This window comes from Blastococcus capsensis (assembly GCF_030165005.1).
GTDB classification, from domain to species: Bacteria; Actinomycetota; Actinomycetes; order Mycobacteriales; family Geodermatophilaceae; genus Blastococcus; species Blastococcus capsensis.
In genome coordinates, this window is sequence record NZ_JASNNW010000023.1 from 55,752 (window position 1) to 74,693 (window position 18,942).

The 18,942-nt window shown below is 71.7% G+C and carries 15 protein-coding genes and 2 pseudogenes; 9 read left to right on the plus strand and 8 right to left on the minus strand.

Going from position 1 to position 18,942, the window contains the following annotated elements; all coding sequences use genetic code 11:
* Positions 1 to 21 precede the first annotated feature (21 nt).
* Positions 22 to 936 carry a hypothetical protein gene (locus QOZ86_RS17720; protein ID WP_284493299.1) on the plus strand — a complete coding sequence of 305 codons (915 nt, stop codon included), beginning with the start codon at positions 22 to 24 and terminating at the stop codon, positions 934 to 936.
* A gap of 141 nt (positions 937 to 1,077) precedes the next feature.
* On the opposite strand, the gene QOZ86_RS17725 is transcribed toward QOZ86_RS17720, so the two are convergent.
* Complete coding sequence (locus QOZ86_RS17725; protein ID WP_284493300.1) at positions 1,078 to 1,434, minus strand: helix-turn-helix domain-containing protein; 357 nt, start codon at positions 1,432 to 1,434, stop codon at positions 1,078 to 1,080.
* Positions 1,435 to 1,565: 131 nt separating this feature from the next.
* On the opposite strand from QOZ86_RS17725, the gene QOZ86_RS17730 reads away from it, so the two are divergent.
* Together QOZ86_RS17730 and QOZ86_RS21285 are read left to right on the plus strand one after the other, a co-directional pair.
* A complete protein-coding gene (locus tag QOZ86_RS17730; RefSeq protein WP_284493301.1) occupies positions 1,566 to 5,024 on the plus strand; it encodes a helicase-related protein in 3,459 nt (1,152 codons plus the stop codon).
* Positions 5,025 to 5,066: 42 nt separating this feature from the next.
* Positions 5,067 to 5,240, plus strand: a pseudogene (locus tag QOZ86_RS21285) (DUF1156 domain-containing protein); the annotation flags it as partial.
* Between the two features lie 897 nt (positions 5,241 to 6,137).
* On the opposite strand, the gene QOZ86_RS17740 reads toward QOZ86_RS21285, so the two are convergent.
* Positions 6,138 to 6,470 carry a hypothetical protein gene (locus QOZ86_RS17740; RefSeq protein ID WP_284493303.1) on the minus strand — a complete coding sequence of 111 codons (333 nt, stop codon included), beginning with the start codon at positions 6,468 to 6,470 and terminating at the stop codon, positions 6,138 to 6,140.
* 510 nt (positions 6,471 to 6,980) lie between these two features.
* The gene (locus tag QOZ86_RS17745; protein WP_284493304.1) at positions 6,981 to 7,445 is read right to left on the minus strand and encodes a hypothetical protein; all 465 of its coding nucleotides are present in this window, start codon (positions 7,443 to 7,445) and stop codon (positions 6,981 to 6,983) included.
* Between QOZ86_RS17745 and QOZ86_RS21345 the strand changes: the two are divergent.
* From QOZ86_RS21345 to QOZ86_RS17760, 4 genes and pseudogenes are all read left to right on the plus strand, one after another.
* Positions 7,437 to 7,631 (plus strand): annotated as a pseudogene (locus tag QOZ86_RS21345) (DUF8807 domain-containing protein); the annotation flags it as partial. The gene QOZ86_RS17745 and the pseudogene QOZ86_RS21345 overlap by 9 nt on opposite strands.
* Positions 7,595 to 7,876 (plus strand): DUF8807 domain-containing protein, encoded by a 282-nt coding sequence (locus QOZ86_RS17750; protein WP_284493305.1) that lies wholly within the window; start codon positions 7,595 to 7,597, stop codon positions 7,874 to 7,876. The pseudogene QOZ86_RS21345 and the gene QOZ86_RS17750, both read left to right, overlap by 37 nt.
* Positions 7,876 to 11,241 (plus strand): Swt1 family HEPN domain-containing protein, encoded by a 3,366-nt coding sequence (locus QOZ86_RS17755; RefSeq protein WP_284493306.1) that lies wholly within the window; start codon positions 7,876 to 7,878, stop codon positions 11,239 to 11,241. The genes QOZ86_RS17750 and QOZ86_RS17755 overlap by 1 nt, the downstream gene beginning before the upstream one ends.
* 77 nt (positions 11,242 to 11,318) lie before the next feature.
* Positions 11,319 to 12,458, plus strand: coding sequence for a Fic family protein (locus QOZ86_RS17760; protein ID WP_284493307.1), 1,140 nt, complete (start codon positions 11,319 to 11,321; stop codon positions 12,456 to 12,458).
* A 197-nt stretch (positions 12,459 to 12,655) separates the two neighbouring features.
* On the opposite strand, the gene QOZ86_RS17765 is transcribed toward QOZ86_RS17760, so the two are convergent.
* Positions 12,656 to 13,438, minus strand: a complete 783-nt coding sequence (locus tag QOZ86_RS17765) for an enoyl-CoA hydratase-related protein (protein WP_284493308.1) — start codon at positions 13,436 to 13,438, stop codon at positions 12,656 to 12,658.
* Positions 13,439 to 13,457: 19 nt separating this feature from the next.
* The gene (locus QOZ86_RS17770; RefSeq protein WP_284493309.1) at positions 13,458 to 15,488 is read right to left on the minus strand and encodes a protein meaA; all 2,031 of its coding nucleotides are present in this window, start codon (positions 15,486 to 15,488) and stop codon (positions 13,458 to 13,460) included.
* A 97-nt stretch (positions 15,489 to 15,585) separates the two neighbouring features.
* Between QOZ86_RS17770 and QOZ86_RS17775 the strand changes: the two genes are divergently transcribed.
* Entirely contained in the window at positions 15,586 to 15,909 is a 324-nt protein-coding gene (locus tag QOZ86_RS17775) for a hypothetical protein (RefSeq protein ID WP_284493310.1), read from the plus strand.
* A 1-nt stretch (position 15,910) separates the two neighbouring features.
* Here the strand turns inward: QOZ86_RS17775 and murA are convergent, their stop codons facing one another.
* Positions 15,911 to 17,188 carry a UDP-N-acetylglucosamine 1-carboxyvinyltransferase gene (gene murA, locus QOZ86_RS17780; protein ID WP_284493311.1) on the minus strand — a complete coding sequence of 426 codons (1,278 nt, stop codon included), beginning with the start codon at positions 17,186 to 17,188 and terminating at the stop codon, positions 15,911 to 15,913.
* Between the two features lie 71 nt (positions 17,189 to 17,259).
* Between murA and QOZ86_RS17785 the strand changes: the two genes are divergently transcribed.
* Positions 17,260 to 17,883, plus strand: a complete 624-nt coding sequence (locus QOZ86_RS17785) for a cob(I)yrinic acid a,c-diamide adenosyltransferase (RefSeq protein WP_284493312.1) — start codon at positions 17,260 to 17,262, stop codon at positions 17,881 to 17,883.
* 70 nt (positions 17,884 to 17,953) lie between these two features.
* Here the strand turns inward: QOZ86_RS17785 and QOZ86_RS17790 are convergent, their stop codons facing one another.
* Positions 17,954 to 18,355: a DUF2550 domain-containing protein gene (locus tag QOZ86_RS17790; protein WP_284493313.1), complete on the minus strand. Its 402-nt coding sequence runs from the start codon at positions 18,353 to 18,355 to the stop codon at positions 17,954 to 17,956.
* A 21-nt stretch (positions 18,356 to 18,376) separates the two neighbouring features.
* Positions 18,377 to 18,766, minus strand: a complete 390-nt coding sequence (locus QOZ86_RS17795) for a F0F1 ATP synthase subunit epsilon (protein WP_284493314.1) — start codon at positions 18,764 to 18,766, stop codon at positions 18,377 to 18,379.
* Positions 18,767 to 18,942 lie beyond the last annotated feature (176 nt).

Genomic DNA, 18,942 nt, shown 5'->3' on the forward strand with positions numbered 1-18,942 from the left:
CGCCCGCCCCGTCACACCCGTATGAGCAACCATCGACTGCACTCCGCAGCCGCCGTGCTGCTGGCCCTGCTGCTCAGCGCCTGCGCCACCCGCGCCGGGGGCGGCGGCTCCCCGGCCGGCCCGTCGCCGGAACCGGAGCCGGACCCCGCGACGGTCGTGCTGCAGGTCAGCGAGGTCGGCGGCTACACGACCCCGGCCCTGCTGGCCGGCCGGGTGCCCAGCGTGACGGTGTACGCCGACGGGCGGGTGATCACCGACGGCCCGGTGATGGCCATCTGGCCCGCGCCCGCGCTGCCGAACCTGCAGCTCTACCGGCTCGACGACGGCGGGGTGCGCGAGCTCGTCGAGCAGGCCGTGGCCGCGGGCGTCAGCGAGACGACCGATCTCGGCAGCCCGCCGGTCGCCGACGTCACCAGCACCCGCATCACGGTCCGCACGGGCGGCGAGACCGTCACCCGCGAGGTCTACGCCCTCGGCATCGGCTCACTGCCCGGGACCGAGGGGACGGATCGCCCACTGCCCGGCATGGAGGAGACCTACGGGCTGACCGAGGACCAGCTCGCCGCGCGGGCCCGGCTGTCTCAGCTGATCGACCAGCTTCGCGACCCGGCGAGCGCACTGGGCGCCGAACGGGTGACCGGCCCGGAGCCCTACGAACCCGAGGCGGTGGCCGCGCTGGTCTCCCCCTACGTCGACCCGGCGCCGGAGCTTTCTCAGCCGGAGCAGCCGTGGCCCGGTCCGGCGCTGCCTGGTGAGCCGATCGCACCCGGGGTCACCTGCGTGACCGCCACCGGGGAGCAGGCCGACGCCGTGCTCGCTGCCGCAGCCGACGCCTCCAGCGCGACCCCGTGGACGACGGACGACGGCACCCGCTGGTCGGTGGTCCTCCGGCCGCTGCTGCCGCACGAGTCCGGGTGCGCGGACCTGACGGACTGAGGTCGGGATCGCCGGCGGGCCGGCCGCTCCGCGAGGAGGGGCGGGCCCATCGGCTGAAGCGCCTCGAATGGCGTGGATTCCAGGGCGACGCACGCACGTCGACGTTCCGCCCCGGAGGAGAGCCACCGGGATGGAAGGTCCTTACCCGCCGGAGCGGTCGCCGCGTGCCCGCTGCTCCAGGTCGGACCAGCTGAAGTCCGCGTGCGCCTCCCGCGGCAGCGCTGTCGGGACGTCAGCCACGCTCGGCAGCAGATCCGCGGGCGTCACCCCGAGCGCCTCGGCCAGCCGGTAGACCGTGCGCAGCTCCGGATTCGCCGGCTTGTCCCCCGAGCTGCGCCCCAGCTCCAGCAGCTTGACGCTGTTCGGTGTCAGCTCCGCTCGCTGCGCCAGTGCGAGCTGCGAGAGCCCACTCCCTTTCCGAAGTCGCTGGAGCCGGCGCCCGAAGGCGACTGCGTAGGCCGGCCAGTCCCACTCGGGGGAATGACCGGCGGAAGGCACCGGACGAGCGTCGGTGGCCTCCCGTCCCTCGTCAGCCACACATGTTGGTCTGCGCACCGCCTGCCCCGATCGGGCAGGGCAGCCCCAGCGGCCCCGTCTCGATATCGGTACGGACCAATACATCGGTCCACATGCGGGACGGCGGACCGGTGCGGATGGTCCTGGAGGACCTGCGCGCCGGCATGCACGTCGACGGCGTGCTACCGAGGTTTCCCGTCACCGTCGTCGCCGTCGACTGGCACGGCACGTCGGCGCTGACGCTCACCTACCGCGATCCCGACGCCCGGCTCGCCGAGGTCCTGCTCGGCCGCGACGCCGAGGCGCGGCTCACGACGCGCGCAGCCGGACCACGCTGGTCCTTCGATGCCGACGGCGCCGAGTTCCGGCTGGCCGCCGAGGCACAGCGGATGCAGCTGGCCGCACTGTCCGACCCGATGCTCGCCGTCGCCACCAGCGACCTGGAGCCGCTGCCGCACCAGATCCGCGCGGTCTACGAGGAGATGCTGCCGCGCTCGCCGCTGCGCTTTCTACTTGCCGACGACCCGGGCGCCGGCAAGACGATCATGGCCGGGCTCTACGCCAAAGAACTCGCGCTGCGCGGTGATCTGCAGCGATGTCTGATCGTCGCCCCGGGCAGTCTGGTCGAGCAGTGGCAGGAGGAGCTGGCCGGCAAGGTCGGCCTGCAGTTCGAGGTGCTCTCCCGGTCGATGGCCGACGGCGCGCTGGGCGGCTCGGTGTTCGAGCACCATCCGATGCTCATCGCCCGGATGGACCAGCTCTCCCGGGACGACGACCTCCTCGCACAGCTCGCCGACAGCTCGTGGGACCTGGTCGTCGTCGACGAGGCGCACCGGATGTCGGCGCATTGGTACGGCACCGAGCTCAACACGACCCGGCGCTACCGGCTGGGCCAACTGCTGGGCCGGGTCACCCGGAACCTCCTGCTGATGACGGCGACGCCACACGCCGGCAAGGACGAGGACTTCGCCGCCTTCCTCCAGCTGCTCGACACCGATCGGTTCGAGGGCCGGGGCGCCCAGACCGCCGAGGCGAGCGGCCTCATGCGGCGCATGGTCAAGGAGCAGCTGCTCACCTTCGACGGCCGGCCGCTGTTCCCGGAGCGGATCGCCGAGACCGTGCCGTACGAACTCAGCCCCGGTGAGCAGGAGCTCTACGAGCAGGTCACCGAGTACGTGCGCAACGAGTGGGATCGAGCCGCCCGACTCGATGCCGCGGACGGCCGCACCCGCACCGTCGGCTTCGCGCTCACCGTGCTCCAGCGGCGGCTCGCGTCCAGTCCGGAGGCCATCTGGCGGTCGCTGCAGCGCCGTCGCGCACGGCTGGTCGCCCGGCGGGGCGAGACCGACCGGCCGGCGTGGCGAGCAGTGGATGTCGAGCGCGCGGAGGACGAGGAGCTCGGCGCCGCGGAGCTGGAGGAGCTCGAGGAGGACGTCACCGACGCCGCCACCGCCGCCCGCACCCGGGCCGAACTGGACGTCGAGATCGCACTGCTCGGCGAGCTGGAGGAGCTGGCCGCCCGGGTCCGGGCGAGCGGCGAGGACCGCAAGTGGGCCGAGCTGCGCGCACTGCTCACCGACCAGGTGCTCACCGGCCCAGCGGGCGACCGACGCAAGCTGATTGTCTTCACCGAGCACCGCGACACGCTGGCCTACCTGCAGCGGCGGATCGGCGAGCTGCTCGGCGACCCGACGGCCGTCGTCGCGATCCACGGTGGGGTGCGCCGCGAGGAGCGGCGCGAGGTGCGCGAGCGGTTCACCCACGACCCGCGCTGCTCGGTGCTCGTGGCCACCGACGCCGCCGGTGAGGGGCTGAACCTGCAGGCCGCGCACCTGATGGTGAACTACGACCTGCCCTGGAACCCCAACCGCATCGAGCAGCGGTTCGGTCGCATTCACCGGATCGGGCAGACCGAGGTCTGCCGGCTGTGGAACCTGGTCGCCGAGGGCACCCGGGAGGGCCAGGTCTTCGTCCGCCTGCTGGACAAGATCGATCAGCAACGGAAGGCCTACGACGGCCGGATCTTCGACGTCCTGGGACCGGCGTTCAGCGACGTGCCGCTGCGCGACCTCCTGGTGGAGGCGATCCGCTACGGCGAGCAGCCGGAGGTGCGCGCCCGGCTGGATCGCGTGGTCGACGCGCAGGTGGCCGACGGGCTGGCCGAGCTGCTCGCCGAGCGGGCGCTCCACGACGACGTCCTCGACCCCACCGGTCTGGAGGAGTTGCGGCTGACGATGGAGCGGGCTCGGGCCCGCCGGCTGCAGCCGCACTTCGTCGAGTTGTTCTTCCGCGACGCCTTCGCCCGGCTGGGCGGCAGGATGTCCCGCCGGGAGGCCGGCCGCGACGAGGTCACGTTCATTCCGGCGGCCCTGCGTGAGCGAGCCTCGGCGATGCACGGCCGGATCCCCCTGGCCCCGCGCTACGCGCGAATCGCCTTCGACCCCGCGTACCTGGCCGGCCCGCAGCTTGGCAGTCCCCGCGCCGACCTGCTCGCGCCCGGCCATCCGCTGATGGACACCGTGGTGGCCGAGACGCTGGCCCGCCACGCCGATGTGCTGCGGCGGGGTGCGGTGCTGGTCGACCCGGCGGACGACGGCGTGGTGCCCCGGCTCCTGGTCGCGCTCGGCGAGGAGGTGGTCGACGGCACCGGGCATCCGGTCAGCAAGCGGTTCGGCTTCGTCACGCTCAACGCCGCGGGACAGGCTCAGCTGGCCGGGCCGGCGCCGTACCTCGACCTTCAGCCACTGCCGCCGTCGGGCCGGGCCGCTGCCGACCACGTGCTCGGCGAGAGCTGGCTGTGCGGCGGTGTGGAGCAGCTGGCGCTGGGCTGGGCCGCGGAGCACAGCCAGCCCGAGCACCGGGCCGAGGTCGCCGCCCGCGTGCTGCCGCTGGTCGAGCGCACCCGCCACCAGGTGCAGGACCGGCTGCTGCAGCAGGTGAACCACTGGTCGGCGCAGGCGGTGCGGCTGGCCGACGAGGTCGCCGCCGGCCGCAGCGTGCGGATGACACCGGATCGCGCCCGCCGGTGGGCCGACGAACTCGAGGTGCGACTGGACCGGCGACTGGCCCAGCTGGCCGACGAGGCGCATCTCGCCGCCCGGCCGCCGCGCGTGCTCACCGCGGCGCTGGTGCTGCCCGCCGGGCTGCTGCCCGCGGCGGATTTCCCGACGGCGACGGCCGCCGACACCTCCATCACCGAGCGCCGAGCGGTGGACGCGGTGCTCGGCGCCGAGCGGGCGCTGGGCCGGCGGCCGCGGGAGATGCCGCACAACAACCCCGGCTACGACATCGAGTCCCTCTCCCCCGACGGGCACCTGGTGTTCCTCGAGGTCAAGGGCCGGATCGCCGGGGCCACCGACTTCTTCGTCACCTACACCGAGGTGCTGCGCGGCAAGACCGCTGCGCCGCACTACCGGCTGGCCCTGGTCTGCGTCGACCCGGACGACCCGGCGCGCGACGAGGTCCGGTACGTCGACGACCCGTTCGCCACCACCGAGCTGGGCGGCTTCGCCGCCACCGGCATCCGCGGCGACTGGACGGCCATGTGGGCCCGCGGCTCACCGCCGCACTGAGCCTCTCCCCTCTTGTTTCCTCCATCGTCAGGACGTTCCGCTGTGTCTGCAGTCCCCCGCCGCAAGCTGATCGAGGTCTCGCTCCCCCTGGAGAAGATCAACGCCGAGTCCGCCCGGGAGAAGTCGATCCGGCACGGCCACCCGTCGACGCTGCATCTCTGGTGGTCCCGTAAGCCGCTGGCCACTGCCCGGGCGGTGCTGTTCGCCCAGCTGGTCGACGACCCGTCGTGCCGGCCGGAGGCACTGGCGATCGAGGACGACGACGCCCGCGAGGCCTGGATTATCGCGGAGCGCGACCGGCTGCACCAGCTGATCGAGGAGCTTGTGGTCTGGGAGAACACCGGTGACGAGAAGCTCTTCGCCCGGGCCCACGAGGAGATCCTGCGCGACACCGGCGGCAATCCACCGCCGGTGCTCGACCCGTTCGCTGGCGGTGGATCGATCCCGCTCGAGGCCCAGCGGCTGAGGCTTAAGGCGCACGCCTCCGACCTCAACCCGGTCGCGGTGCTGATCAACAAGGCTCTCATTGAGATCCCGCCGAAGTTCGCCGGCCGGCCGCCGGTGTTCCCCGGTGCAGCGGAGGCGCGGCTCGGAGACTGGCCGCGGGCCACCGGGCTGGCCGAGGACGTGCGCCGCTACGGCGAGTGGATGCGCGATGAGGCGCAGAAGCGGATCGGCCACCTCTACCCCGACGCGGTGCTGCCGGACGGGACGACGGCGCCGGTGATCGCCTGGATCTGGGCCCGCACGGTGACCTGCCCCAACCCGGCCTGCCGCGTCTCCATGCCTCTGACCAGCAAGTGGTGGCTGGGCAAGAAGAAGGGCAAGGAAACCTACATCGTCCCGATCATCGAGAACGGCCGTGTGCGGTTCACCATCGGGCGCGACCCCGCGAACGCGCCGACGCCGGACAACGACGGCACTGTCGGCCGCACGGGTGCCCGCTGCATCGCCTGCGGAACGGCTGTGCCGTTCGATCACATCCGCACCGAAGGCAAGGCCGGCCGGATGGGCACGCAGCTCATGGCCACGGTGGCGGAGGGAAAGCGGACACGCCACTACGTCGCCCCGACCACTGAACATGAGCACGCGGCCCAAGTGGTCCCGCCTGAGTCAGTACCTGACGGACCGCTGCCCGACGAGGCACTCGGGTTCCGAGTACAAGGCTACGGATTCAAGCTCTACGCGGACCTGTTCACCCCACGGCAGCTCACGACGCTGACGACGTTCAGCGATCTCATCGGCGAGGCCCGGGAACGGGCCCACGTTGACGCCTTGGCTACCGGCCTGCGCGATGGTGACCGTCTCGAAGCCGGTGACACTGGGGCAGCCGCCTATGCCGATGCAGTCGCCACTTATCTCGGCCAGCAGGTCAGTCGCTTCACGAACTTCCAGAACAGCTTCTGTCAATGGCGACCAGACGCCGGCAAGGAGCAGGTCGGTCATCTGTTTGCACGCCAAGCCATTCCCATGAACTGGGACTTCGCGGAAGCCAGCTTCCAGACAACAGCGGCCGGCGGCTGGTCGGCGAATGCCTCGCTCCCCCTGAAGGCTCTCGTCGGCTTGCCGCCAGCAGGTGCCGGGACAGCAGTGCAGGCGAACGCCGCTGCACCGAACTACGCGGGTGCACTCTTGTCGACCGACCCGCCGTACTACGACAACATCGGGTATTCCGAATTGTCGGATTTCTTTTACGTGTGGCTCCGACACTCCCTGCGGCTCGTCCACCCAACTCTACTCTCTACCCTGCTTACCCCGAAAGCTGACGAGCTGGTGGCGAATCCCTTTCGCCAGGGCGGGAAGACGGAGGCACAGCAGTTTTTTGAATCCGGGTTCGAGAAAGTGTTTACCAGCGCACGCCAGCATGCCGCTGCCGACTTTCCCATCACCGTGTACTACGCCTTTAAGCAGTCCGAGTCCGATGCGGGCGCAGAATCGTCCACCGGCTGGGAAACGCTACTCGGGTCGATGATCCACGCCGGCTGGGCGATCACAGCCACCTGGCCCATGCGCAGCGAACTGGGGAATCGCATGCGCAGCATCGACAGCAATGCGCTGGCGTCGTCCATCGTGCTCGCGCTCCGGCCACGGCCGGCGGATGCGCCGACCACGGACCGGCGCGGGTTCCTCGCCGCGCTCCGCGCGGAGCTGCCCGAGGCGCTCCGGGAGTTGCAGCAAGGGGCCATCGCGCCGGTCGACCTGCCGCAGGCGGCGATCGGACCGGGCATGGCCGTGTTCACTCGCTACGCCGCCGTGCTGGGCAACGACGGCAAGCCCATGCCCGTCCGCGAGGCGCTGCAGCAGATCAACCACCTGCTCGACGAGGTGCTCAACGAGCAGGAGGGCGACTTCGACTCGGATACCCGGTTCTCGCTCGGGTGGTTCCGGCTGCACGGCTTCGGGCGTGGCGACTTCGGTCATGCCGAGAACATGGCCACCGGCCGCGGCGCATCGCTCGGGCGGCTCAGCCGGTCCGGCGTCCTTACCGCGCACGGCGGAGTCGTTCAGCTGCTCGCACCCGGCGACCTGCCGGACGAGTGGGATCCGGCCACCGACCCGCACCTGACGGTGTGGGAGGTCGTGCTGCACCTGTCGCGGGTGCTGGCCGAGGGTGGCGTCCCGGCGGCCGCCGGCCTGTACGCGGCGATCCCGAGGTCGGTCGACCTCGCGCTGGCCAAGAGCTCGCCTACCTGCTGTTCCGCATCTCCGAGCAGCGCAAGCAGACCGCCGACGCGGTCGCCTTCAACACCCTGGCCGCCGCGTGGAACGAGATCGCCACGGCCGCCACCGGCCGGTCGATCCCGGCCGCCGCCCAGCTCGAGATCGACCAGAACCCGGAGGACCCGTACTGATGGCCACCAGCAACCGGGACCGGGTCGGCCGCGCCTTCGAGCGCATGGCACCGGCGCTCGACGCCTTCATCACCGCCGCGGTCGCCGAGGCCGTACCTGCCGGCAAGGACTGGACTCTGCTGCTCGCGGCCCGCGACGCCAAGAAGGGCATCAGCGGCAAGGAGTACGACCGCGGCGACGTCCAGGCCCAGTTCCGGATGCTCACCGACAACATCGGGCACGCGCTGCAGCCGGGCTGGTACCCGTTCGACGACAAGCTGTCCCGGTCGGAGAAGAGCCTGGCCGAGGAGCTGCGCGACACACGCAACCAGTGGGCACACCTCAAGCCGTTCTCCGCCGACGACGCCTACCGGGCGCTGGACTCGGCGGAGCGCTTCCTGCGCGCGATCGGCGCCCCGGCCGCGGCCGACGCCGTCCGCGACGACCGGCTGGAGCTGCGCCGACTGTCGTCCGAGAGCCAGGACCGCCGGGTGGTCACCGCGGTGAGCACCGTCGGCACCGAAGGGCTCAAGCCCTGGCGGGAGGTGCTGCAGCCGCACCGCGACGTCGCGGCCGGCAACTTCCAGGCCGCCGAGTTCGCCGCCGACCTGCACCGGGTGGCCACCGGATCCGCCGAGGGCGAGTACGGCGATCCGCAGCAGTTCTTCGCCCGCACCTTCCTCACCGACGGCCTGCGCGAACTGCTCGGCGGGGCGGCTCGGCGGATCCGCGGCGACGCGAACGCCTCCCCGGTGGTCAACCTGCAGACCACTTTCGGCGGCGGCAAGACCCACTCGATGCTGTCGCTGTGGCACCTGTTCTCCGGCACCCCGCTCGACCGGCTGCCGCAAGAGGTGCAGGAGCTGGTCGGCGCCGACGGTCTGCCGTCGGGAGTCAACCGGGCAGCGATCGTCGGTGACCACCTGGCCGCCGGCCAGGTGCGCACCAAGCCCGACGGCACCCAGGTGCACACGCTGTGGGGCGAGCTCGCCTGGCAGCTCGGGGGCGCGGCCGGATACGCGATGATCGCCGAGTCCGACCGGAACGGCACCAACCCCGGTGATGCGCTGCACGACGTGTTCACCGAGTACTCGCCGGCCGTCGTGCTCATCGACGAATGGGTCGCCTACGCCCGCCAGCTGGTCGGCCGGGACGACGACAAGCTGGTCGGTGGCACCTTCGAGACCCAGTTCACCTTCGCCCAGACACTCACCGCCGCAGCCGCCGCCACACCCGGCGTCCTGGTGGTCGTCTCGATCCCCGCCTCGCCGGACAACGAGCAGGACGACGACGCCCCCGCGGGGTTCGACGAGGAGGTCGGCGGCGAGAACGGCCGGCTGGCGCTGCGCCGGCTGCAGAACGTGGTGCGCCGGGTGGCCAGCCAGTGGCGCGCGGCGTCGGCGGACGAGGCGTTCGAGATCGTCCGGCAACGACTGTTCGAGCGGCCTGATCCGGAGGCGCTGGCGCACATCGGCGCCACCGCGAAGCAGTTCGTCGAGTTCTACCGCCGGCACTCCGGCGAGTTCCCGTCGACCGCGATCGACAACGCCTACGTCGAGCGGATCCGCCGCTCGTACCCGGTGCACCCGGAGCTGTTCGACCGGTTGTACGAGGACTGGTCGACCCTCGACCGTTTCCAGCGCACCCGCGGCGTGCTGCGCCTGATGAACACCGTCGTCGGCGCGCTGTGGCGGGCCAACGACACCGCGCCGCTGATCCTGCCGGGCTCGCTGCCGCTGGCCGACGACGCCGTCGTCACCGAGCTCACCCAGTACGTCGATGACCAGTGGAAGAGCGTGGTCGACGCCGACGTCGACGGTCCGCAGTCGGTGCCGCGGCAGGTCGACGAGGCGAACAAGCAGCTGCTGGGCAGCCGGGTCGTCACCCAGCGGCTGGCCCGGACCGTCTTCCTCGGCGCCACCCCGACGCTGCACACCGCGAACAAGGGCATCGACCGCAAGCGGGTGTTCCTGGGCGCCGCCGTCCCCGGTGACGTGCCGGGCAATTTCCACTCAGCCCTCAACCAGCTCGCCGACCAGGCCACCTACCTCTACTTCTCCGGGTCGTCGTACTGGTACGACACCCAGGCCAACACCTCGCGCACCGCCCGCGACCACGGCGCCGGGCTGCACCCCGAGGACGTCGCCGCCGAGGTGTTGCGCCGGCTGGACGTCGTCCGCCGGCAGCGTGGCGGTACGCCCGCGGTGCACCTGACCGCCGATCCGGCCGACGTACCCGACGCCGACGAGTTCCGCCTGGTCGTGCTCCCGCCGCAACACGTGTACGAGCGCAAGTCGCCGGCCGCGAACCCCGCCGTCACCGCGGCGCGGGCCGTCGTCGACACCCGGGCCGGCGGCGCCCGGGTGCGGCGAAACCAGCTGGCCCTGCTGGCGCTGGACAGCGCCCGCGCCGACGACCTGGACCGGGCCGTCCGGGATTACCTGGGGTGGAAATTCGTCGCCGACCAGGCCGACCGCAGCTTGAACCTCACGGCCCAGCAGCGCACCCAGGCCGAGGACCGGGCGCGGCAGGCCGACGGCACGGTCACCCAGCGGCTGCTCGACGGCTACACGTGGCTGGTGGTGCCCACCCAGCAGCCCGGGGAGCCCTGGGCGGTGTCGGCGCTGCGCGCGGATGCGTCGGCGACCTCGGTGATCGACCGGGCGATCGCCAAGCTGCGCGCCGAGAGTGAGCTGGCCGACCGGCTGGCGCCGGCGATGATCCGGCTGCAGCTGAACAAGGTGCCGACAGTGTGGGAGGGCGGCTCGATCAGCGTCGGCGCGCTCTGGGAGTTGTTCGCTCAGTATCCCTACCTGACCCGGCTGACCGACCGGCGGGCGCTGGAGGCCGGCGTCGCCCAGGCGCTCGACGAACCGATGGCGTGGGAGGTGTCCACCTTCGGGCTGGCCTCCGGCGTCGACGAGTCGACGAAGCGCTTCGTCGACCTGGGGCTGCCCGGCGACTCGGCGCCGCTAACCGTCACCGGCACCACCCTGCTCGTGCGGCCGGACGTCGCACTGGCCCAGCGCGCGAAAGAGGATGCCGAGCGACCTGGTCCCACGCCGCCGCCCGGGCCTGGACCGACGCCGCCGCCAGGCCCCGGTCCTACGCCGCCACCCGGACCCGGGCCGACGCCTTCACCGACGACTACGCAGAAGACCCGCTTCTTCGGAGTGCGGACCCTGGACCCGCAGAAGTACGGCAAGGACTTCGCCGTCGTCGTGGAAGAGGTACTGCAGCGGCTGTCGGCCACCGGCGCGCAGCTGGAGGTGAAGCTGGAGATCTCGGCGACCAAGGCCGACGGCTTCGGCGACGACGTCGTCCGCACCGTCTCGGAGAACGCCGGCACCCTCCGCTTCGAGCAGTCCGGCTTCGAGACCGACTGATCAGGCGGGGCCAAGCACACTTGAAGGTCGACACATCAGAAACAAGTAATGGGAGGGTTGTCTTGTAGCCTGCGGCGGTGGAAGCAAGCAATTTTGTAGCCCCCCAGTGGGGCCGCGCGGTCTCGACGGGCGGCGCCCACGCGTACGTCGCCTTCCAGCCGGCGCAACTCCCGAGGTCGCTGATCCTGGAGCCGCAGACGATCAAGGCGTTGTCTGCGGCTGATGCAAGCATGGGCCGACTGGCGGGAGCCGGGCGCTTGCTACCTGCTCCGCACCTGCTGCTACTCCCCTCGTTGCGTCGCGAGGCGCTCGCGAGTTCGCGAATCGAAGGCACTCAGGCGTCGCTGTCCGACGTGTTCGAGGCCGAAGCGAGCGGCGCGCCCCGCAACGAGGACGTTCGCGAGGTGACGAACTACATGGCGGCGATGGATCACGGCCTTGCACGTCTGGAGGCGCTCCCGCTGAGCAAGCGTCTGATGCGCGAGATGCATGCGGTGCTGCTCACAGGAGTGCGCGGCCAGGAGAAGACACCCGGCGAGTTCCGGCACAGCCAGAACTGGATCGGGGCCGTCGAGCCCAGCACGGCCGTCTTCGTGCCTCCAACCGTGGAGCACATGATGCCCGCCCTCGACGACTGGGAGCTGTACGCACACGACGAAGAGCCAGAACTTCCGCTGCTCATCCGAACAGCGCTCCTTCACTATCAGTTCGAGACGATCCATCCCTTCCTCGACGGCAACGGCCGTCTTGGCCGACTCTTCATCGTTCTCTACCTGGTGGAGCGGGCGGCCTTGCCGAGCCCGTTGCTGCCCTTGTCGCCGTACCTCGAGCGATACCGGTCGGACTACTACAGTCGGCTCCAGGCTGTTCGCGAGCGCGGCGAGATCCAAGCCTGGTTGCGATTCTTCCTCGCGGCCGTGGAGGTTCAAGCGAACGACGCGGTGTCACGGGCGGAGCGACTGCTCGACCTCCGCGAGAAGTACCGCGTGGCGCTACGCGGCACGCGCAGCAGAGCTGTCGAGGTTGTGGATCTGATGCTGTCGAGCCCGGTCATGCAGACCCGCCAGGTGGCCGATCGGCTCGAGGTGACCATCCAGGGAGCCACGTACCTGCTCAAGCAGCTGTCGGACGCCGGGGTACTGAGACCTCAGACGCAGGGAAAGGGCACTCCTGTCACCTGGTATGCCGACGAGGTGCTCGAAGTGCTGGCCGACTGACAGAGCAACCGATGCCGCGTCCGCGGTCGGCCCGTGCCGTGCGGACACCGTGTGCCCGAGCCGTCGCAGACGGCTGTACGAGTGAGTGCAGCTGCGGACGTTGCCCTCACTTCGCCTCCGAAGTGAGGGCAACGCACTTGACGAGTCCGACCTTCGCAAGAAAGCCGAGCCCATGGGGCTACCGGACTAGACGTTGGCTAGTCCGGCCAGACGGGATGCCGCTTCTCGAGGAACGCCGACATGCCCTCCACCGCCCCGGGCAGCTGGCTGGCCGCGGCCATGACCTCGATCGCCGTCGTGTAGGCGTCGCGCTCGGGCCGGTCCAGCTGGGCGTACATCGTCTGCTTGCCCCAGGCCTTGCTCGCCCGCGATCCCCGGGTGGCCCGGCCCATGAGGTCGGCGACCGCGGCGTCCAGCTGGTCATCGGGCACGACCCGGTTGACCAGCCCCCAGTCCAGGGCGGTGGCGGCGTCGATGACGTCCCCGGTCAGCGCCAGCTCCATCGCCCGCTTGCGCCCGACGTTGCGGGCGATCGCGACCATGGGGGTGTGGCAGAACCAGCCGCCCTTGCCGCCCGGCGCCGCGAAGCCGGCCGACCCGGCCGCCACCGCCAGGTCGCACGAGGCCACCAACTGGCAGCCGGCCGCCGTCGCGAGGGCGTGCACGCGCGCCAGCACCACCTGCGGCACGTCCTGCACGGTCTGCATCAGCTCGGTGCACAGCGCCAGCAGACCGCGGACCTCCGGCAGGGATGCGCCGGCCACGTCCGCGAAGTCGTGGCCCGCGCTGAACACCGGCCCCTCGGCGGCGAGCACGATGCCCGCCGCGTCGGACTCCCCCGCCTCGGTGACCGCGGCCAGGAGCTGGCCGAGGTGCTCCCGCGACAAGGCATTGCGGCGGGCCGCCCGCACCATCGTGATGCGGACGACCCCCTCGCTGAACCTGCCGTCCCGCTCGACCCGGGGTGCGCCCTCGCTCATGGCAGCACGCTAGCCGAGGTCAGGCCGGAGCGGGCACCTTCTGGTCAGGCTGGACGGGAAGGCCGTTCGCTTCGCGGACCACGTCGACCACCTGCCCCATGATCTCGTTGAGCCCGAAGTCCTTGGGGGTGAAGACCCGGGCCACGCCCTGCTCGCGCAGCCGCCGCGCGTCGCTGTCAGGGATGATCCCGCCCACGACGACCGGGACGTCGTCCAGCCCGGCCTCCCGGAGTCCCCGCAGCACCGCCGGCACCACCTGCAGGTGCGAACCGGAGAGCACCGACAGGCCGACGACGTGCACGTCCTCCTCGACCGCCGCGGAGACGATCTGCTCGGGGGTGAGCCGGATGCCCTGGTAGATGACCTCGAACCCGGCGTCGCGGGCCCGGACGGCGATCTGCTCGGCGCCGTTCGAGTGTCCGTCCAGGCCGGGCTTGCCCACGAGGAACCGCAGCCGGCCGCCGATCTCCGCACCCGTGCTGCGCACTCGATCCCGGACGTCGGTCAGCGCCTGGTCGGCCTCGCCGCCGCCGATGGCCGCGGCCACCCCCGTGGGCGCCCGGTACTCACCGAACGCCTCGCGCAGCACGCCGGCCCATTCCCCCGTCGTCACCCCGGCACGGGCGCAGTCGAGGGTGGCGGGCATCAGGTTGACGTCGGAACCGGCCGCCTCGCGCAGCGCTGCCAGCGCGGCGCGCACCGCATCCGGGTCGCGCTCGGCCCGCCACTTCTGCACCGCTTCCTGGGCGGCCGCCTCGACGGCGGGGTCGACGACCATGATCGCGGTGTCCAGGTCGGCGGTCAGCGGGTTGGGCTCGGTGGTGTCGAACCTGTTGACGCCGACGACGACGTCCGCACCGCTCTCCATCCGCCGGCGCCGCTCGGCCAGGGAGGCGACCAGCTCACCCTTCATGTACCCGGACTCGACGGCGGCGACGGCGCCACCCATCTCCTGCACCCGGGCGATCTCGGCCCGGGCGCCCTCGACGAGCTCGGCGACCTTCGCCTCGACGACGACGGAGCCGGTGAACAGGTCGTCGTACTCGAGCAGGTCGGTCTCGTAGGCGAGCACCTGCTGCAGCCGGAGCGACCACTGCTGGTCCCACGGCCGGGGCAGGCCGAGCGCCTCGTTCCACGCCGGCAGCTGGACGGCGCGGGCGCGGGCGTCCTTGGAGAGGGTGACCCCCAGCATCTCCAGCACGATGCGCTGGACGTTGTTCTCCGGCTGCGCCTCGGTCAGGCCCAGCGAGTTCACCTGGACGCCGTAGCGGAAGCGGCGGTGCTTGGGGTCCTCGACGCCGTAGCGCTGCCTCGTCAGCTCGTCCCAGAGCTGGGTGAAGGCGCGCATCTTGCACATCTCCTCCACGAACCGGACACCGGCGTTGACGAAGAAGGAGATGCGGGCCACGACCTCGCCGAAGCGCTCCTGGGGCACCTGCCCGGAGTCGTGCACGCTGTCCAGCACCGCGATGGCGGTGCTCATCGCGTACGCGATCTCCTGCACCGGCGTGGCCCCGGCCTCCTGCAGGTGGTAGCTGCAGATGTTGATCGGGTTCCACTTCGGCATGGCCGTCACCGTGTAGGCGACCATGTCGGTGATCAACCGCATCGAGGGGGCCGGCGGGAACACGTAGGTCCCCCGCGACAGGTACTCCTTGATGATGTCGTTCTGCGTCGTCCCGGCCAGCTTGCCGACGTCGTGGCCCTGCTCCTCCGCGACCGCCTGGTAGAGCGCCAGCAGCCACATGGCCGTGGCGTTGATGGTCATCGACGTGTTCATCTCGTCCAGCGGGATGCCGTCGAACAGCGCGCGCATGTCACCGATGTGCGTGACCGGCACGCCGACCTTCCCGACCTCGCCCACGGCCAGCCCGTCGTCGGGGTCGTACCCGGTCTGCGTCGGCAGGTCGAACGCGACCGAGAGACCGGTCTGGCCCTTCGCCAGGTTGCGCCGGTACAGGGCGTTCGACTCGGCGGGCGAGGAGTGGCCGGCGTACGTGCGCATGACCCACGGGCGGTCGCGGTCCTTCGGCAGGTGCGAGAACGGCATGTCGCGGGAGTCTAGGGTGGTTACCCGCCGGTAGCAGCCCCGCCCTGGTCACCGTGCGCGGTGGCACACTCGGACGGGGTGCTGCGGAGGAGGTCCGATGCCGGTCCAGACGGGCGGCCTGAGCTACGTGGTGGGCCCTGCCGTGGCCGTCGTCGCCATGGTGCTGCTGGCTCTCTTCACGCGCTGGGCGTTCGCCGGGCGGAAGACGCCTGCCGCGTCGCCGGGAGCGGACGGGCTGCTCACCCGGGTGGCCACGCTGGGCCGCCGGGAGTCCGCGCAGCAGTTCCGCGCGCTGCTGTCCGACGCCGGCATCCGTTCCACCATCCGCATCGCCGGCGCCCACCGGGCCGAGGTGCTCGTGTTCCCCGAGGACGCCGACCGCGCCCGCGCACTGGCGGCCTCCTTCGGCGGCCCACGATGACTCAGCCGGGACGCTGGGTCCGCTCCACGTGGGCGCCCAGACCGCGCAGCTGATCGACGAAGTCCGGGTAGCCGCGGTCGACGTGGTGCACGTCCTGCACCTCGGTGACGCCGTCGGAGCAGAGCCCGCCCAGCACGAGGCCGGCACCGGCTCGGATGTCGGTCGCCAGGACCGGCGCGCTGGAGAACCGCTCGCGGCCTCGGACGACGGCGTGGTGGCCGTCGATGCGGACGTCGGCTCCCAGCCGCACCAGCTCGTTGACGAACATGAACCGGCCCTCGAACACGTTCTCGGTGATGAGCGCCGTGCCGGTGGACACGGCGGCGAGCGCGACGGCCATGGGCTGCAGGTCCGTGGGGAACCCCGGGAAGGGCAGCGTGACGACGTCGACGCAGCGCGGCCGGCCGTCCATCGCCACCCGGATCCCGCCGGTGAGCGCCTCGACGGTGGCGCCGGCGTCGGTCAGCTTGTCCAGCGCCACGGTGAGGTGCTCGGCCACCCCGCGCTCGATGACGACGTCGCCACGTGTCATCACCGCGCCGATCGCCCAGGTGCCCGCCACGATGCGGTCCGGAACGGTCGTGTACTCGACCGGCTCCAGGGAGTCCACGCCCTCCACGGTGATGGTGGAGGTCCCCGCACCGTCGATGCGGGCGCCCATCTCACCGAGCATCCGGCAGAGGTCGACGATCTCGGGCTCGCGGGCAGCGTTGTCCACCACGGTCGTCCCCTGCGCCAGGACCGCGGCCATGACGAGGTTCTCCGTCGCCCCGACCGAGGGGAAGTCGAGCCAGATCGACGTGCCGGTGAGCCGCGGGGCGGTGGCGACCAGGAAGCCGTGCTCGCTGACGATGGTGGCGCCGAGGCGCTCCAGCCCCGAGATGTGCATGTCCAGTCCGCGCGAGCCGATCGCGTCGCCACCGGGGAGGGCCACCCGCGCGCCGCCGCAGCGCGCGACCAGCGGCCCGAGCACGCTGATCGAGGCGCGCATCCGGCGCACCAGGTCGTAGTCGGTCTCCGTCGACGGCCGCTCCGGCACGTCGATGCTCAGCCGGCCCCCGCCGGTGCCCGGCGCACGCTCGTAGGACACCTCGCACCCGAGCCGCCGCAGCACCTCGCTCATGATCGTGACGTCGAGGATGTCGGGGACCTCGTCGATGGTCGTCCGTCCGGTGGCCAGCAGCGCGGCGGCCATGAGCTTGAGGGCGCTGTTCTTCGCGCCGGTGACCCGTACCCGACCCGCGAGCCTGGCTCCCCCGGTCACCTCGAAGCACTCCACCGGAACACCCTACGGCGCCGGCTCCCCCGACCTGGCCCGCGACGGGCAGGGCCGCGGCCTACGCTGCGATCATGACCATCCGGCTGACCCGCATCTACACCAAGACCGGTGACGCCGGTCAGACGCACCTGGGCGACATGAGCCGGGTGCCGAAGACCGATCCGCGGCTGGTGGCCTACGCCGACGTCGACGAGGCCAACAGCGCGATCGGCGTGGCTCTGGCGCTGGGTTCGGTCGATCCGGCCGTCGCCGAACTGCTGCGCAGCGTCCAGAACGACCTGTTCGACGTCGGCGCCGATCTCTGCACGCCGATCGTCGAGGCCCCGAAGTACCCGCCGCTGCGGGTGACCGCCGCCTACACCGAGCGGCTCGAGGCGGCCTGCGACACCTACAACGAGACCCTGCCGAAGCTGAACAGCTTCATCCTGCCCGGTGGCAGCCCGCTGGCGGCGCTGCTGCACCAGGTCCGGGTCGTCGTCCGGCGGGCCGAGCGAAGTGTGTGGGCGATCCTGGAAGCCGAGCCGGAGCGCACGAATCCGGAGACCGCCCGCTACCTCAACCGGCTGTCGGACCTGGTCTTCATCCTCGGCCGGGTGGCCAATCCCGGCGGCGACATCCTCTGGGAGCCCGGTGCGCACAGCGGGGCGCACGTGCAGCGGGCTGCCGCGGCGGCGCAGGACGAGCGGCCCGACTGAAAGGACCCCGCCCTCCTCACCCTTCGCAGGCTCAGGACGGGCCTCTCGACGGGGCGAAGGGCAGGGTCTTTCAGCTGCCCGGCGGTGCGGACTCCACCCAGGACAAGAAACCGGTCAGGGTCGAGGGCTCCATCGCCAGCTCGCAGCGGCCGCCTCCCGTGCTGCAGGACAGGACCAGGACGTCGCCGGGCAGCGCCAGGTCCTCCCGTCCCGCGGGCCGCTGGGCCAGCACCCGGAAACCGGCCCGCGACAGCCGCTGCTGCGGCCGCACCGACAGCGACAGTGCCCGGTACCAGAGCAGGGCGTCGCCGCCGTACCAGGCGACCCCCACCGACCAGCGGGGCGTGCCCTCCGGCCGGTACCACATGGTGACCGCGCCGAGCCCGGACAGCAGGAACCGGCGGCGCAGCAGGAACACCACGACGACGAGCAGCAGCAGGACCCCGACGAGGACCAGCAGGGCCGTGGTCATGCCGCGCGCTCGCCCGGTGGATCAGGCGCTGTCGCCGGCCGCCCTCAGCCGGGACTGCGCGCGGCGGGCGGCCGCCTGCGCCTCTGGGGTGTCCCCCTCGTTCTCGGCGCGGCGCAACGCCTCGCGGGCGCGCTCGACGTCGATCTCGGAGGAGATCTCCGCAGTCTCGGCGAGGATCGAGACCCCCTGCTCGGTGACGGACAGGAAGCCGCCGTGCGCCGCGACGACCAGATCGTCCCCGGCCTCGGTGCGGATCGTCACCACGCCACCGTCCGCCAGCTGACCCAGCAGCGGGGTGTGGCCGGGCAGGACGCCGAGCTCTCCCTCGGTGGTGCGGGCGATGACGCGGGTGGCCTCGCCGGACCAGATCTTGCGCTCGACGGCCACCAATTCGACCTGCAGGGTCGCCACGACACTCCTCGGGATCACGGATGGGGCCCCCACTCTAGCGAGGCGATCGACACCGGCCCCGTCCAGGGCACCACCCCGAGCGTGCGAGGGGTGGGGAGGACGGGGTCCTTCTACTAGCGGCGTGTCGCGGTGGCCCTCCCCGCGGCACCGCCGCCGGCCACGGTGAACGCGCCGGA

What these genes read in the sequence shown, in the direction of transcription:
- QOZ86_RS17765 (WP_284493308.1), bottom strand. Translation starts at nt 13,438, where the DNA reads ATGAGCGAGGGCGCACCCCGGGTCGAGCGGGACGGCAGGTTCAGCGAG.
- QOZ86_RS17770 (WP_284493309.1), bottom strand. Translation starts at nt 15,488, where the DNA reads ATGCCGTTCTCGCACCTGCCGAAGGACCGCGACCGCCCGTGGGTCATG.
- QOZ86_RS17790 (WP_284493313.1), bottom strand. Translation starts at nt 18,355, where the DNA reads ATGACCACGGCCCTGCTGGTCCTCGTCGGGGTCCTGCTGCTGCTCGTC.
- QOZ86_RS17745 (WP_284493304.1), bottom strand. Translation starts at nt 7,445, where the DNA reads ATGACCGAAGTCGCCACGCCCGAAGCCGTGCAGCCGGAACCACCCGAG.
- QOZ86_RS17730 (WP_284493301.1), top strand. Translation starts at nt 1,566, where the DNA reads ATGCGGGACGGCGGACCGGTGCGGATGGTCCTGGAGGACCTGCGCGCC.
- QOZ86_RS17720 (WP_284493299.1), top strand. Translation starts at nt 22, where the DNA reads ATGAGCAACCATCGACTGCACTCCGCAGCCGCCGTGCTGCTGGCCCTG.
- QOZ86_RS17755 (WP_284493306.1), top strand. Translation starts at nt 7,876, where the DNA reads ATGGCCACCAGCAACCGGGACCGGGTCGGCCGCGCCTTCGAGCGCATG.
- QOZ86_RS17785 (WP_284493312.1), top strand. Translation starts at nt 17,260, where the DNA reads ATGACCATCCGGCTGACCCGCATCTACACCAAGACCGGTGACGCCGGT.
- QOZ86_RS17775 (WP_284493310.1), top strand. Translation starts at nt 15,586, where the DNA reads ATGCCGGTCCAGACGGGCGGCCTGAGCTACGTGGTGGGCCCTGCCGTG.
- QOZ86_RS17740 (WP_284493303.1), bottom strand. Translation starts at nt 6,470, where the DNA reads ATGACCGACCTGCTCCTTGCCGGCGTCTGGTCGCCATTGACAGAAGCT.